Annotated in this window: 11 protein-coding genes; 7 read left to right on the top strand and 4 right to left on the bottom strand. The window is 72.0% G+C overall.

Features of this window, described 5'->3' with window-relative positions; genetic code table 11:
- Positions 1-75: 75 nt before the first annotated feature.
- Positions 76-1,467, top strand: a complete 1,392-nt coding sequence (locus AC1DQC_RS08965; RefSeq protein ID WP_477050884.1) for a cellulase family glycosylhydrolase — start codon at positions 76-78, stop codon at positions 1,465-1,467.
- A gap of 39 nt (positions 1,468-1,506) precedes the next feature.
- On the opposite strand, the gene AC1DQC_RS08960 is transcribed toward AC1DQC_RS08965, so the two are convergent.
- On the bottom strand, positions 1,507-2,790 hold the full coding sequence (locus tag AC1DQC_RS08960; RefSeq protein ID WP_477050883.1) for an NAD(P)-binding domain-containing protein: 1,284 nt from the start codon (positions 2,788-2,790) through the stop codon (positions 1,507-1,509).
- Between the two features lie 105 nt (positions 2,791-2,895).
- Between AC1DQC_RS08960 and mshD the strand changes: the two genes are divergently transcribed.
- From mshD to AC1DQC_RS08945, 3 genes are read left to right on the top strand one after another with little or no spacing between them, the layout of a single operon-like run.
- The gene (gene mshD / locus AC1DQC_RS08955) at positions 2,896-3,867 is read left to right on the top strand and encodes a mycothiol synthase (RefSeq protein ID WP_477050882.1); all 972 of its coding nucleotides are present in this window, start codon (positions 2,896-2,898) and stop codon (positions 3,865-3,867) included.
- Positions 3,864-6,110: an RNA degradosome polyphosphate kinase gene (locus AC1DQC_RS08950; RefSeq protein WP_477050881.1), complete on the top strand. Its 2,247-nt coding sequence runs from the start codon at positions 3,864-3,866 to the stop codon at positions 6,108-6,110. Before mshD ends, AC1DQC_RS08950 begins: the two co-directional genes overlap by 4 nt.
- Complete coding sequence (locus AC1DQC_RS08945; RefSeq protein WP_477050880.1) at positions 6,107-7,084, top strand: NUDIX hydrolase; 978 nt, start codon at positions 6,107-6,109, stop codon at positions 7,082-7,084. Before AC1DQC_RS08950 ends, AC1DQC_RS08945 begins: the two co-directional genes overlap by 4 nt.
- Positions 7,085-7,090: 6 nt before the next feature.
- Here AC1DQC_RS08945 and AC1DQC_RS08940 read toward each other — a convergent pair whose 3' ends face one another.
- The 3 genes from AC1DQC_RS08940 to AC1DQC_RS08930 form a co-directional block, all read right to left on the bottom strand.
- Entirely contained in the window at positions 7,091-8,092 is a 1,002-nt protein-coding gene (locus AC1DQC_RS08940) for an inorganic phosphate transporter (protein ID WP_477050879.1), read from the bottom strand.
- Between the two features lie 5 nt (positions 8,093-8,097).
- Positions 8,098-8,718, bottom strand: a complete 621-nt coding sequence (locus tag AC1DQC_RS08935; RefSeq protein WP_477050878.1) for a DUF47 domain-containing protein — start codon at positions 8,716-8,718, stop codon at positions 8,098-8,100.
- A 330-nt stretch (positions 8,719-9,048) separates the two neighbouring features.
- On the bottom strand, positions 9,049-9,648 hold the full coding sequence (locus tag AC1DQC_RS08930; protein ID WP_477050996.1) for a hypothetical protein: 600 nt from the start codon (positions 9,646-9,648) through the stop codon (positions 9,049-9,051).
- 258 nt (positions 9,649-9,906) lie between these two features.
- Between AC1DQC_RS08930 and AC1DQC_RS08925 the strand changes: the two genes are divergently transcribed.
- From AC1DQC_RS08925 to AC1DQC_RS08915, 3 genes are all read left to right on the top strand, one after another.
- Positions 9,907-11,391 carry a sugar porter family MFS transporter gene (locus AC1DQC_RS08925; protein ID WP_477050877.1) on the top strand — a complete coding sequence of 495 codons (1,485 nt, stop codon included), beginning with the start codon at positions 9,907-9,909 and terminating at the stop codon, positions 11,389-11,391.
- A gap of 127 nt (positions 11,392-11,518) precedes the next feature.
- Complete coding sequence (locus AC1DQC_RS08920) at positions 11,519-11,992, top strand: MarR family winged helix-turn-helix transcriptional regulator (protein WP_477050876.1); 474 nt, start codon at positions 11,519-11,521, stop codon at positions 11,990-11,992.
- Positions 11,993-12,054: 62 nt separating this feature from the next.
- Entirely contained in the window at positions 12,055-13,716 is a 1,662-nt protein-coding gene (locus AC1DQC_RS08915) for an MDR family MFS transporter (protein WP_477050875.1), read from the top strand.
- Positions 13,717-13,745: the final 29 nt, after the last annotated feature.

Here is a 13,745-nt window from a genome sequence, read left to right as displayed (position 1 = left end):
CGGAACGGCGGGTGGGTGCATCCACACGTCGGCCGCGCGACGCGGTCTCCCGAACCCCCGGAACGAGGACGTCCCATGAGGTCTCGCAGGTCCCTGCTGTCCGGCGCCGCACTGGCTGCCGCCGTCGTCGCGCTCGGCGCGACGTCGCTGTTCTCCACGGCCGCCCAGGCCGCCACCCCGCCCGGCCTCCACGTGTCCGGGACCCAGCTGGTCGAGAAGGACGGCACCCCGTTCGTCGCCCGCGGCGTCAGCCACGCGCACACCTGGTACACCTCGCAGACCGCGACCGCGATCCCCGCCATCCGGGCCGCCGGCGCCAACGCCCTGCGCGTCGTCCTCTCCGACGGCACCCGCTGGACCAAGAACGACGCCGCCGACGTCGCGAACATCATCAGCCTCTGCAAGGCCAACAAGCTGATCTGCATGCTCGAGGACCACGACACCACCGGCTACGGCGAGGAGGGTGCCGCGGCGAGCCTGGACACAGCGGCGAGCTACTGGATCTCGCTCGCGTCCGTGCTCAAGGGCCAGGAGGACTACGTCCAGATCAACATCGGCAACGAGCCGTTCGGCAACAACGACGCGGCGAACACCAAGTGGGCCGGCGACACCGCGGCCGCGATCAAGAAGCTGCGCGCCGCGGGCCTGCACCACAACATCGTGGTCGACGCACCGGCCTGGGGTCAGGACTGGAAGAACATCATGCGGGACAGCGCGGCGACGGTCGCGGCCGCCGACCCCGACGCCAACACCCTCTTCTCGATCCACATGTACGGCGTCTACACCACCGCCTCCTCCATCACGACGTACCTCGACGCGTTCAAGACCGCCGGCCTGCCGCTGATCATCGGCGAGTTCGGCTACCGGTCCAGCTCCGCCGACGTCGACGACGCCACGGTCATGGCCGAGGCCGTCAAGCGGAACATCGGCTACTACGGCTGGTCGTGGTCGGGCAACACCGACCCCGTGCTCGACATGGTGGTCGGCTTCAACCCGGCCAACCTCTCGCCCTGGGGCCAGAAGGTGCTCAACGGGGTCAACGGCATCAAGTCCACGGCCGTGACCGCCAAGATCTACGGCGGCGTGCAGCCCACGACCCCGGCGCCGACGACCCCGGCACCGACGACACCCGCCCCGACCACACCCGCGCCGACCACACCGGCCCCCGGCAAGGCGTGCACCGCGGCGCTCGTCGTGAGCAACACGTGGCCCGGCGGGTACCAGGCGGCCGTGACGGTGCGGGCCGGCACCGCCATGATCAGCGGCTGGAAGACGACCTTCGCGCTGCCCGCCGGCGGATCCGTGCAGTCCGGCTGGTCCGGCACCTTCGCCCAGTCCGGCACCACGGTGACCGTGTCCAACGCCGCCTGGAACGGGCTGCTCGGCTCCGGGGCCAGCACCACCTACGGGTTCGTCGGCAGCGGCACGGCGCCCGGCTCCGCCGCGGTCAGCTGCACCGCCGCCTGAGGCCGCAGCGCTGAGGGCCGGGTCACGACGACCCGGCCCTCAGCCGCGCCAGAGGCCCCGGAGGTTGCGTGCCGCCTCCCGGCCGGCACGGTTCGCGCCGACCGTGGAGGCGCTCGGGCCGTAGCCCACCAGCTGCACGCGCGGGTCGGCGACCACCTGCGTGCCGTCCATGACGATCCCTCCGCCGGCCGCGCGCAGGCCGAGGGGCGCCAGGTGGTCGAGGGACGCGCGGAACCCCGTGCACCACAGCAGCGTGCGCGCCTCGACACGCGCCGGTCCCGCGACCCAGCCCTCGCCGGGATGGTCCGGGTCGTCCCACTCGACGCCGCCCGGCGTGATCCGGTCGAACACCGGTCGGGCGCGCAGCACGCCCGCGGCGATGCCGATGCGGTAGGCGGGCGTCAGCGGCAGGCCCGTGACGCTCACGATGCTCTGCGGCGGCAGGCCCGCACGCGTGCGCGCGTCGACCTGCGCCACGGCGTCCCGGCCCACCTCCGGCGTGAATGCCTCGTCGCGCCAGGCGGGCGGTCGGCGCGTCACCCAGGTGGTCGTCGTCACGCGGGCGAGCAGGAGGGTCAGCTGCACGGCCGACGTGCCGCCGCCGATGACGACGACGTGCCCGTCGGCGAGGTCCTCCGGCAGCCGGAAGTCGTGCGAGTGCAGCTGCCGGCCCCGGAAGCCGCCCCGCCCGGGGTACGCGGGCCAGAACGGCTTCTGCCAGGTGCCGGATGCGTTGATCAGACCCCGGGCACGCCAGACGACCACCTCGTCGGCCCGCTCCACGCTGCGCGAGCGCACCAGGAGACGGTCGTCCTCGGACGTCACGGTCTCCACGCGGACGGGCCGCTGGACGTGCAGGTCGAAGGCCTCCTCGTACTGCGCGAAGTAGTACGGGACGGCGAACGCGGCCGGCTCGTCGAGATCGGGGACCAGCAGCGGCATGCCCGGCAGGTCGTGCACGCCGTGGGCGTCGGCCATGGTCAGCCCGGGCCACCGGTGCTGCCACGCGCCGCCCGCCTGGGGCGCGTCATCGAGCACGACGAACGTCGCGTCCGCGTCCTCCCAGCCCGCCTCGCCCACGGCGACCAGACCCTCGCGGCGCAGGTGGTAGGCCGCGGACAGGCCCGCCTGGCCCGCCCCGACGACGACGACCGTGACGTCGACGGGGCGCTCGTCGGCGGACGGTCGTCGCGCGCGGCGCGAGCGGCGCGTGTCCCCGTCCGTCGGACCCTCCTCGCTCGCGGCGCGATCGCGGCGCCGGCGTTCCCCGCGGGTGTCCGGGGTCCCGCCGATCGCTGTCGGGGAGCTCGGGGAGGGGTCCATGGCCCGACCAACGTACCCGCTCGCCCCGGGTGCCCTCCGGCCGTCCGAGCCGGTCCGGACGCGCGGCCGACCCCGCTCGACGTCGCTGCGTGGTGGGATGTCCCCATGGTCGACGACGTGTCCACGCAGGTCATCGTGAGTGCGACGGCCGGTCCGCTCGCCCCGGCCGCCGCGGACGAGGTGCGGGCCCTGGCGGAGCGCGCGGCGTCGGCCGACGGGGTGGCCCCGCTGTCCGAGCAGCCGCTGCTGTGGCTGACCGAGCCGGAGGCGCCGGTGATCCACCTGCGGGCCGAGCAGCCGGACGGCCTGGTCGGGTACGCGCAGCTCGACGTCGGCTCGCAGTCCTCGGTCCGCGCGGAGCTCGTCGTCGACCCCAGCCACCGCCGCGCGGGCGTGGGCCGCGCCCTCCTGGCCCGCGCGCAGGCGGAGGCCGCCTCCGTCCGGGACCGCGAGCTGCGAGTCTGGGCGCACGGCGACCTGCCGCCCGCGCGCGCGTTCGCCGACGACGCCGGGATGGCGGTGGTCCGCGAGCTGCTGCAGATGCGCCTGGACCTGACGGCCCGGCCCGCCGTCGAGCCCGTCCTGCCGCCCGGGGTCACGGTGCGGTCGTTCGTCCCCGGTCGCGACGAGGACGCGTGGCGGCGCGTGAACTCTCGGGCGTTCGCGCACCACCCGGAGCAGGGCCGGATGACGTCGGCGGACCTGCGCGCCCGGGAGGCCGAGCCGTGGTTCGACCCGGCGGGGTTCCTGCTGGCCGAGCGGGACGGGATCCTGCTCGGCTCGGTGTGGACCAAGGTGCACCCGGCCGGCGAGCACGGCGACGAGCCCGTCGGCGAGATCTACGTCGTCGGCGTCGACCCCGACGCGCAGGGGCTGGGGCTGGGCCGCGCCCTGACCGCGCTCGGCCTCGACCACCTGGCGGCGCGGGACCTCGCCACGGCGATCCTGTACACGGGCGCCGAGAACACGGTCGCGGTGCACACCTACGAGCGCGCGGGCTTCGTCCGGTCCGCCGTGGACGTGATGTTCGGTTCCGATACCAAGAGTTCACCTCCGGGTGTCACGATGGGCGCATGACTGACCTCTCCCAGCTCGAGCCGTCCTTGGCGGCTCACATCGCCGAGCACGTGCAGCCGGCTCCGCTCGTCGACCTCGACGAGCGTGAGACCGACGCGGAGCCGCTGCCCGACGACCGGTTCCTCGACCGGGAGCTGTCGTGGCTGGCGTTCAACCAGCGGGTGCTGGAGCTGGCCGAGGACCAGGACATCCCGCTGCTGGAGCGCGTGCGGTTCCTGGCGATCTTCGCGTCAAACCTGGACGAGTTCTTCATGGTCCGCGTGGCCGGCCTCAAGCGCCGCATCGCCACCGGCATCGCCGTCACCGCGGCGTCGGGCGCGTCCCCGCGGCAGGTCCTCGAGGCGATCAGCGAGGAGGCCCACCGGCTGATGGCCCGCCACGCGGCCGTGTTCGCGGAGCAGGTGCAGCCCGCGCTGGCCAACGAGGGGATCACGCTGGTCCGCTGGGACGAGCTGGGCGAGAGCGAGCAGGACCGCCTGCGCAAGTTCTTCCGCCGCCAGATCTTCCCGGTGCTGACCCCGCTGGCGGTGGACCCGGCGCACCCGTTCCCGTACATCTCGGGGCTGTCGCTGAACCTCGCCGTCGTCGTCACCAACCCGACCACGGGCAAGGAGCACTTCGCGCGCGTCAAGGTGCCGCCGCTGCTCCCGCGCTTCATCGCCGTGGACGCCTCCGGCCGGCCGAGCGCCCCGGACGTGCAGGCCGCGTCGCCCGAGAAGGGGCCGATGTCGTTCGTCCCGGTCGAGGACGTCATCTCGGAGCACCTCGAGCAGCTGTTCCCGGGCATGGTCGTCCAGGAGCACCACACCTTCCGCGTCACGCGCAATGAGGACGTGGAGGTCGAGGAGGACGACGCCGAGAACCTGCTCAAGGCCATGGAGAAGGAGCTGCTGCGGCGCCGCTTCGGCCCGCCGGTCCGGCTCGAGATCGCCGACGGCATCAGCCCGCGCATCCGGAGCCTGCTCATCCGCGAGCTCGATGTCGCCGAGGACGAGGTCTACCAGCTGCCCGCGCCGCTGGACGCCACGGGCCTCAACCTCATCGCGGACCTCGACCGGCCCGCGCTGCAGTTCCCCCGGTTCGTCGCGTCCACGCCCCGGCAGCTGGCCGAGGTGGAGAGCGCGACGCCCGCGGACATGTTCGCCAAGATCCGCGAGCGCGACATCCTGCTGCACCACCCCTACGACTCGTTCTCCACCTCGGTGCAGACGTTCCTCCAGCAGGCCGCGGCCGACCCCCAGGTCCTCGCCATCAAGCAGACGCTGTACCGGACCTCGGGCGACTCGCCGATCGTCGACGCGCTGATCGACGCCGCGGAGGCCGGCAAGCAGGTGCTGGCCCTGGTCGAGATCAAGGCCCGGTTCGACGAGCAGAACAACATCTCGTGGGCGCGCAAGCTCGAGCAGGCCGGTGTGCACGTCGTCTACGGGATCGTCGGGCTGAAGACGCACTGCAAGCTGTCGCTGGTGGTGCGCCAGGAGTCCGACGGGCTGCGCCGCTACTGCCACATCGGCACCGGCAACTACAACCCGAAGACCGCCCGGCTGTACACGGACCTCGGGCTGCTCACCAGCGACCCGGAGGTCGGGCAGGACCTCACGCGGCTCTTCAACCAGCTGTCCGGGTACGCCCCGAAGTCACGGTTCCACCGCCTGCTCGTCGCGCCGCGCTCCGTGCGCGCGGGCCTGATCGAGCGGATCGACCGGGAGGCGGCGGCGGCCCGGGAGGGCAAGCCGGCGTGGATCAAGATCAAGGTCAACTCGATGGTCGACGAGGCGACGATCGACGCGCTGTACCGCGCGTCGCAGGCCGGCGTGCCCGTCGACCTGGTGGTCCGGGGCATCTGCGCCCTGCGTCCCGGGGTGCCCGGACTGTCGGAGACCATCCGGGTGCGCTCGATCCTGGGCCGCTTCCTCGAGCACTCGCGCATCTTCGCGTTCGCCGCCTCCACGCTGCCCGACGACGCGACGTTCGAGGGCCCCGAGGTCTACATCGGATCGGCCGACCTCATGCACCGCAACCTCGACCGCCGCGTCGAGGCCCTCGTCCGCATCGCCGACCCCGAGCAGGTCAGCGAGCTCGTCGAGCTCCTGGACGAGTCGATGGACGACAGCACGTCCTCCTGGCACCTCGAGCCGGACGGCACCTGGGTCCGGCACCACCGCGGACCGGACGGGCCGTTGGCGGACCTGCAGGCCGTTCTCATCCACCGGCAGCGGCGCCGGCCGGGCAACGCGCGGTGAGCCCCACCCAGGCACCGGCCGTCGTCGAGGCGGCTGGGGCCCTCGTGTGGCGCGTCCGTCTGCAGCGGCTGCAGGTGGCGCTCGTGCACCGCCCCCGGTACGACGACTGGTCCTGGCCCAAGGGCAAGGTCGACCCGGGCGAGACGATCCTCGCAGCCGCGACCCGGGAGGTGGCCGAGGAGACGGGTCACGACGTCGTGCTCGGCGTCCCGCTGCCCGGCCTGGAGTACGCGCTCTCGGACGGCCGTCGCAAGCGGGTGCACTACTGGGCAGCCCAGGTGGCCGGCCGGCCGGACGCCGCCGCGCTGCGCGCCCGCCCCCCGGTCCCGCCCGCGTCGACCAAGGAGATCGACCAGCTCCGCTGGTTCGACGTCGCAACCGCCTCGAAGCGGCTGACCCGCAGCGACGACCGCGAGCCGCTGGACTCGCTGGTCGAGTCCTACGAGAAGGGGCGGCTGGACACGCGCGCGCTCATCGTCGCCCGGCACGGCACCGCCCGTCGACGGGCGGACTGGAAGGGCACCGAGCTCGACCGGCCCCTCACGCCGGAGGGCCAGCGGCAGTCCCGCGCGCTGGTCTCGGTGCTGTCGACGTTCGGCGTCGGTCGCGTGGTCACCAGCGCCTGGGCGCGTTGCGTCAGCACGATCGCCCCGTACGCCGAGGCCGCGCAGGTCACGCCGGAGGTCTCGACGATCCTGACCGAGGCCCAGCACTCCACCTCGCCGGGCCGCGTGGCGGCCGAGGTGCGCGGGCTGCTCGAGTCGACCGGCGACGCGGTGCTGTGCACGCACCGGCCGGTCCTGCCGACCGTCGTGGACGTGCTCGCCCAGCACGCCACGCGCGCGGTGGCCGACGCGCTGCCGGCCGTCGACCCGTTCCTGCACCCGGCGCAGGTGCTCGTCGCGCACGTGGCACAGACCTCGAAGGGCCCCCGGGTCGTCGCGACCGAGACGCACCGGCCGCGCGAGGCCTGACGCGGCTCAGGCGAGGATCGGGTTGAGGATCCAGTAGACGCACGCGGCGGTCGCCGCGGACGCGGGGATGGTGAGGACCCACGCGTAGGCGATGTTCTTGGCGACGCCCCAGCGCACGGCGGACAACCGCTTGGTGGCGCCGACGCCCATGATCGCGGAGGTGATCGTGTGCGTGGTGGAGATGGGGGCGTGCAGCCAGTACGCGCTCGCGTAGAGCACGGAGGCGGCCACCGACTCGGCGACGAAGCCACGCGCGGGGTCGAGCTCGATGATCTTGCGGCCGAGCGTGCGCATGATGCGCCACCCGCCCGAGTAGGTGCCCAGCGAGATCGCGAGCGCCGACGAGAGCTTGACCCACAGCGGGATCGTCGTCCCGGTCGCGTACCCGCCGGCGACGAGGGCCAGCACGATCACACCCATCGTCTTCTGGGCGTCCTGCAGGCCGTGCCCGAGGGCCATCGCCGCCGCGGAGGCGGTCTGCGCGACCCGGAACCGGCGCATGGTGCGGGCCGGCGCGGAGTTCCGCACGAGCCACAGCACGCCCACCATCAGCAGGAACGCGAGCAGGAAGCCGACGAACGGCGACAGCACCATCGGGATGACGACCTTGTCGAGGATCGCGTCCCAGTGCACGGTGACCCCGGAGGCGATGCCGACGCCGGTGAGCCCGCCGATGAGGGCGTGCGTCGAGGACGACGGCAGGCCGAGCCGCCAGGTGATGAGGTTCCAGGTGATCGCGCCGATCAACCCGGACAGCACGATGACCAGCGCCTCCTGGGAGCTGACGTCGCCGATGCTGATGATGTCCTCGGCGATGGTGGTCGCCACCTGCGTGCCGAGCAGCGCACCGAGCAGGTTGAAGACCGCCGCCATGATGAGCGCGGCACGCGGCGTGAGGGCCCGCGTGGACACGGACGTCGCGATCGCGTTGGCCGCGTCGTGGAAGCCGTTGGTGTAGTCGAATCCGAGCGCGAACGCGACGACGATGACGACGAGCGCGAGTTCCACCGCGCTCAGGACTCCTTGAGCGCGATGGTCTCGACGGTGTTCGCCACCTTCTCGAACGCGTCGGCGGCGTCCTCGAGCTTCTCGACGATCTCCTTGACCTTCATCAGCTGGATGGCGTCGGTGACCTCGTCGAACAGCTGCGCGAGGAGCTTGCGGTGGATCTTGTCGGCCTGGTTCTCGAGGCGGTTGACCTCGACCCAGTACTCGGACAGCGAGTCCATGGAGCGCAGGCGGGGCATGGCCTCCGCGGTGAGCTCGGCGGCGCGCTGGAGCACCTGGACCTGGTCGGACACCCGGGCGGGCAGCTCGTCGACCTTGTACAGGACGATGAGGTCCGCGGCCTCCTCCATGAAGTCCATGCAGTCGTCGAGACTCGACGCGAGGTTGTAGATGTCATCGCGGTCGAACGGCGTGACGAACGTCTGGTTCAGGCGCCGCATGATCGAGTGCGTCGCGTCGTCGGCCTCGTGCTCCGCGTCGGCGATCCGCTTGCCGATCTCCTTGCGGGTGGAGCGGTCCGCTCCGAGCATCTCGCCGAGCAGGTTGGCACCGGTCACGAGGTGGACGGCCTGGGCGGCGAAGAGATCGAAGAACGTGGTGTCGCGCGGGGTGAGGCGCAGGCGCACGGCAGGCTCCGGAGAAAGGGTGGGGAGGACGGGGATCAGGCTAGGTCACGGTCTGGGTAATGCCTAACGCACGCCGTCGTGCGCATGGACACATGGTGACAGCCAGATGACGTCTTCGGGGGCCGCTTCCGCCGCGCCGGAACGTGGGCGACGCCGGACCGCGGAGCGCCTCTCGGCGCGTGGCCGCTCGAAGCGGCTTGAGATGGAGCCCGGGGCTACCGCGGCCCGACGTCGAGAGCAATCGTACGCCCGCCGGAGGCCGGACGACGGGCGTGCACGCGGCGGCGCGCGGCCCACGAACACCCCACCTGCGGGTTCATCTCTGCGCGATCACTCGAGCCGGTCCGCCCGCCACAGCGCCGCCGCGCGCTCGAGCTCCTCGGCCGTCCGGACCAGCGACGCCGCCCCCCGCGTGAGGCGGACCGCACCCGTCGGGTCGACGTCGTCGAGGTGGTCGGCGTCGAAGGCGGCACCCGTCGCCAGCACCCGGCAGAACGCGGCGGCCCGCTCGAGAGCGACGTCGAGGTCACCCGTGTAGACGCCGGAGAGGACGGCATCGGCGACCGCGCGCACGTCGGCGGGCCCGGGGGCGTCCGCGACGCCGGCGACCGCGTCGTGCACCGGCGCCGCCGCGACGCCCAGGCGGTACCGGTCCGCGATCGTCGCGGGGTCGCGGCGCACCCACTCGCGCAGCACGTACAGCCGCCACAGCGCGCCGGGGAGGGTGTCGGCGGGGCTCTCCGACCAGAGGGCGGCGACGACGTCGAGCCCCTCGGTCTCCACCAGGGAGACCAGCCGCGCGACGACGTCGGGGTCGGTGTTCGCCCGGCCCCGGTGCACCAGCGCGGCCGCGGTCGTGTGCGCGGCCTCGTTGCGCAGCGCGGGGTCGTACCCGCCGGGGAGCTCGTCGGCCGCGGCGGGATCGAGCATCGCGGGGCGACGCGGTCGTCGGGCTCCACCGTCTCCTGTCGAGGTCATCGCACGATGATGCCCCGGACCTCGGTGAGCGGCCAGCACGCGGCGCCGGTCGCCCCGGGAATCCGTGCAGGCGAGCCGTCCGACGTGCGCGCTCACCCGTGCGGGGCCAAGGTGGGGATGATCTCCCGGGAGCGGCCCGGGGGCGACGGAGGTCAGGTCATGTCCCACGCGTCTGGGTCGCCGCAGGGGGCGACAGGCGGATCGGCAGCGATGCCGAACCCGCACAAGAACAAGGCGATCGCGCTCGCGACCGCAGCCGCCGTCGGTGGCTTCCTCTTCGGGTTCGACAGCTCCGTGATCAACGGGGCCGTCGAGGGCTTCACCGAGGACTTCAAGATCCTCGACATGAACGCAGGGTCGTTCATCAAGGCCTTCGTCGTCGCGGTGGCGCTGCTCGGCTGCGCCCTGGGCGCCTGGGTGGGCGGCAAGCTCGCCGACCGGTGGGGCCGCACCAAGGTCATGTTCCTCGGCGCGGTCCTGTTCTTCTTCTCGTCGATCCTCTCGGCGTTCGCGTTCGGCGTCTGGGACCTGGCGCTGTGGCGGTTCATGGCCGGCATCGGCATCGGCGTCGCCTCGGTCATCGCGCCCGCGTACATCGCGGAGATCGCACCGGCCGCCATCCGCGGTCGCCTGGGCTCCTTGCAGCAGCTCGCGATCGTCCTCGGTATCTTCGCGGCCCTGCTCTCCGACCAGCTCCTGGCCATCGCGACCGGCGTGGAGGACAACCCGTCGTCCGCCGAGCTGTGGTTCGGCCTCGAGGCCTGGCGCTGGATGTTCCTGGTCGCCGTCATCCCTGCCGTGGTCTACGGCATCCTTGCGCTCCGGATCCCCGAGTCGCCCCGCTACCTCGTCTCGATGCGTCGCGAGGACGAGGCCCTCAAGGTGCTCACCGAGGTGCTCCCGCCCGACGAGGACGCGCAGGAACGCATCGACGAGATCAAGAAGACGATCGCGGAGGACAAGGAGCACGCGCAGCACGCGTCCCTGCGGGGACCCAACGGCGGCCTGCTCCCGGTGGTGTGGGTCGGCATCCTGCTGTCGGTGTTCCAGCAGTTCGTCGGGATCAACGTGATCTTCTACTACTCGAACACGCTGTGGCAGGCCGTCGGGTTCGACGCGAGCGACTCGTTCACCTACTCGACGATCACCTCGGTGACCAACGTCGTCGTGACGTTCATCGCGATCGCCCTCATCGACAAGGTGGGTCGACGCCCGCTGCTGCTCGTCGGCTCGGTCGGCATGGCCCTGACCCTCGGCGTCATGGCTCTCGCCTTCACGCAGTCGACCGAGGTGCCCGACCCCGCCAACGCGGGCGAGATGATGACCCAGCTCCCGGACACCTGGGGGGTCGCCGCCCTGATCGCGGCGAACCTGTTCGTCGTGTTCTTCGGGGCGACGTGGGGCCCGCTCGTCTGGGTCCTGCTGGGCGAGATCTTCCCCAACCGCATCCGTGCCGCGGCGCTCGGCCTGGCCGCCGCCGCGCAGTGGATCGCGAACTTCGTCATCACGATCACGTTCCCGCCGCTGCTCGACACGTTCGGCGCGACCATCCCCTACCTGCTGTACGCGATCTTCGCCGCACTCTCGTTCTTCTTCGTGCTCTGGAAGGTCCCCGAGACCAAGGGCATCCAGCTCGAGGACATGGAGGGCGTCAAGGTCGTGCGCGGCCGCCGCAGCTCGGCGACGACCGCCTGATCCCACCGCGAGCGCGGCCGGCCCCGAAGGGCCCGGCCGCGTTCGTGTGTCCGGGAATACTTCCGGGCTTCAGTTGCTTCAAGCAAACATTGGACGTATGGTTGCGTCGAGCAACAAAGGGAGTGCCATGCCAGACAACCAGCCCGAGACCCCCACGCAGGCCCTGCTGCGCTCGGTCGAGGCCTTCAGCCGCACATTGCGCGAGTCGTCCTTCGGGCTGGCCCGCGACATCGGCTGCTCCAAGGGAACGCTGACCATCGTGCGCATCCTCGAGCGGCGCGGCACCCTCCAGGTCGGCGACATCGCCCACGCCCTGCGCGTCGACATCTCGGTGGCCAGCCGCCAGGTGAGCCAGCTCGTCGACGACGGGCTGGTCGAGCGCGCGGTCGACGGCGGCGACCGGCGGGTCCGGACGGTCCGGCTGACCCCTGCGGGACGGACGCTCGCCGCCGACATCGGAGCGGCGCTGGACCGACGCGCCCACGACGTGTTCGCCGAGTGGTCGCCGCAGGACGTCGATGCCGCCCGGGTGGCGCTCGACCGCCTGTCGACGACCATCTCCCGGTTCGCGCAGCCCGAGGACCTCCTCATCCCCGCCTGAACCACATCCCCCGACCTGCCGACGACGCCGGGTCTCCCTGCCAGCACCACGAGAGCGAGACCATGTCCAGCACCACCACCACGCCGGAACCCGTCAGCACGGCGGAGACGGCCCCCAAGATGACGCACCGCGAGGTGCTCGAGTCCCTCTCGGGCATCCTGCTCGGGATGTTCGTCTCGATCCTCGCGACGAGCGTCGTCTCCTCCTCGCTGCCCCGGATCATCTCCGACCTGGACGGCACCCAGTCGGCGTTCACCTGGGTGGTCACCGCCACCCTGCTCACCACCACGATCTCCACGCCGATCTGGGGCAAGCTTGCCGACCTCGTCGACCGCAAGCTGCTCATCCAGCTGGCGCTGGCCATCTCGGTGCTCTCGTCCGCGCTCGCGGGCCTCTCGCACACCACGGGCATGCTCATCGGCATGCGCGCCCTGCAGGGCATCGGCGCCGGCGGTCTGACCGCGCTCGGCACCGTCCTCATCGCCGACATCATCAGCCCGCGCGAGCGTGGCCGGTACATGGGCCTCATGGGCGCCGTGATGGGCATCGGCATGGTCGGCGGACCGCTCCTGGGCGGCCTCATCACCGACGGCCCGGGCTGGCGCTGGAACTTCTTCGTCGGCCTGCCGTTCGCGCTCGCCGCGATCATCGTGCTGCAGCGCACGCTGCACCTGCCGGCACGCAAGTCCCGCAAGGTGAAGATCGACTACGCCGGCGCGACGCTGCTCTCCCTGGGCATCGCGACCCTGCTGCTCTGGATCACGTTCGCCGGCACGTCGTTCGAGTGGGCCTCGTGGCAGACCGCCGCGATGGTCGGGGGCGCGATCGTCGCCCTCGTCCTGGCCGTGTGGGTGGAGTCCCGTGCCGCCGAGCCGATCATCCCGCTGCACCTGTTCAAGAACCGCACCCTTGTCCTCGCCGTCATCGCGAGCATCGCGGTCGGCGTGGCCCTGTTCGGCACCTCGGTGTTCCTGAGCCAGTACATGCAGCTGGCCCGCGGCAAGACCCCCACGCAGTCCGGCCTGCTCACCATCCCGATGATCGTCGGCCTGCTGGTCTCGTCCACCATCTCGGGACAGATCATCAGCCGCACCGGCCGGTACAAGAAGTTCATGATCGCCGGCGCCATCCTGCTCACCACCGGCCTCGGCCTGATGGGCACGATCCACTTCGACACGAGCTTCGGCCTGGTCGGCCTCTACCTCGTCATCATCGGCGCGGGCGTCGGCATGCTCATGCAGAACCTCGTGCTCGCGGTGCAGAACACCCTGGACGTCAGGGAGATCGGCTCCGGCACGTCGACGGTCGCGTTCTTCCGGACCCTCGGCGGCGCGCTCGGCGTGTCCGCGCTGGGCGTCGTCCTGTCGCACCGGGTGACCTCGCTGATCGCGAGCGGCCTGTCCGGGATCGGCATCGACCCGTCGGCCATGGGCTCCAGCGGCGCGATCCCCGACCTGTCGACCCTGCCGGAGAACATCCGGGTGGTCGTCGAGCAGGCCTTCGGCAACGCGATCGCGGACCTGTTCCTCGTCGCCGCGCCGGTCGCGCTGGTCTCGCTCATCGCGGTGCTCTTCCTCAAGGAGGTGCCGCTGGGCAACCGCTCGGGCATCGAGCAGCTGCTCGAGCAGGAGGGCGCGATGCTGGCGCCGGCCACCTCGCCGGAGTCCGTCGACGACGAGCTCGACGCCCTCGAGGCCGAGCAGAAGGTCTCCACCAGGGACTGATGCACGGACGGCAGCGCCCCGCGACCCTC

This window comes from Cellulomonas sp. P4_H12 (genome assembly GCF_056400905.1).
This window is presented reverse-complemented; position numbering and strand designations above follow the sequence as displayed.

Excerpts from the sequence above, each read along its gene's own strand:
- AC1DQC_RS08965 (WP_477050884.1), top strand. The coding sequence starts at position 76 with ATGAGGTCTCGCAGGTCCCTGCTGTCCGGCGCCGCACTGGCTGCCGCC.
- AC1DQC_RS08960 (WP_477050883.1), bottom strand. The coding sequence starts at position 2,790 with ATGGACCCCTCCCCGAGCTCCCCGACAGCGATCGGCGGGACCCCGGAC.
- mshD (WP_477050882.1), top strand. The coding sequence starts at position 2,896 with ATGGTCGACGACGTGTCCACGCAGGTCATCGTGAGTGCGACGGCCGGT.
- AC1DQC_RS08950 (WP_477050881.1), top strand. The coding sequence starts at position 3,864 with ATGACTGACCTCTCCCAGCTCGAGCCGTCCTTGGCGGCTCACATCGCC.
- AC1DQC_RS08930 (WP_477050996.1), bottom strand. The coding sequence starts at position 9,648 with ATGCTCGATCCCGCCGCGGCCGACGAGCTCCCCGGCGGGTACGACCCC.
- AC1DQC_RS08925 (WP_477050877.1), top strand. The coding sequence starts at position 9,907 with ATGCCGAACCCGCACAAGAACAAGGCGATCGCGCTCGCGACCGCAGCC.
- AC1DQC_RS08920 (WP_477050876.1), top strand. The coding sequence starts at position 11,519 with ATGCCAGACAACCAGCCCGAGACCCCCACGCAGGCCCTGCTGCGCTCG.
- AC1DQC_RS08915 (WP_477050875.1), top strand. The coding sequence starts at position 12,055 with ATGTCCAGCACCACCACCACGCCGGAACCCGTCAGCACGGCGGAGACG.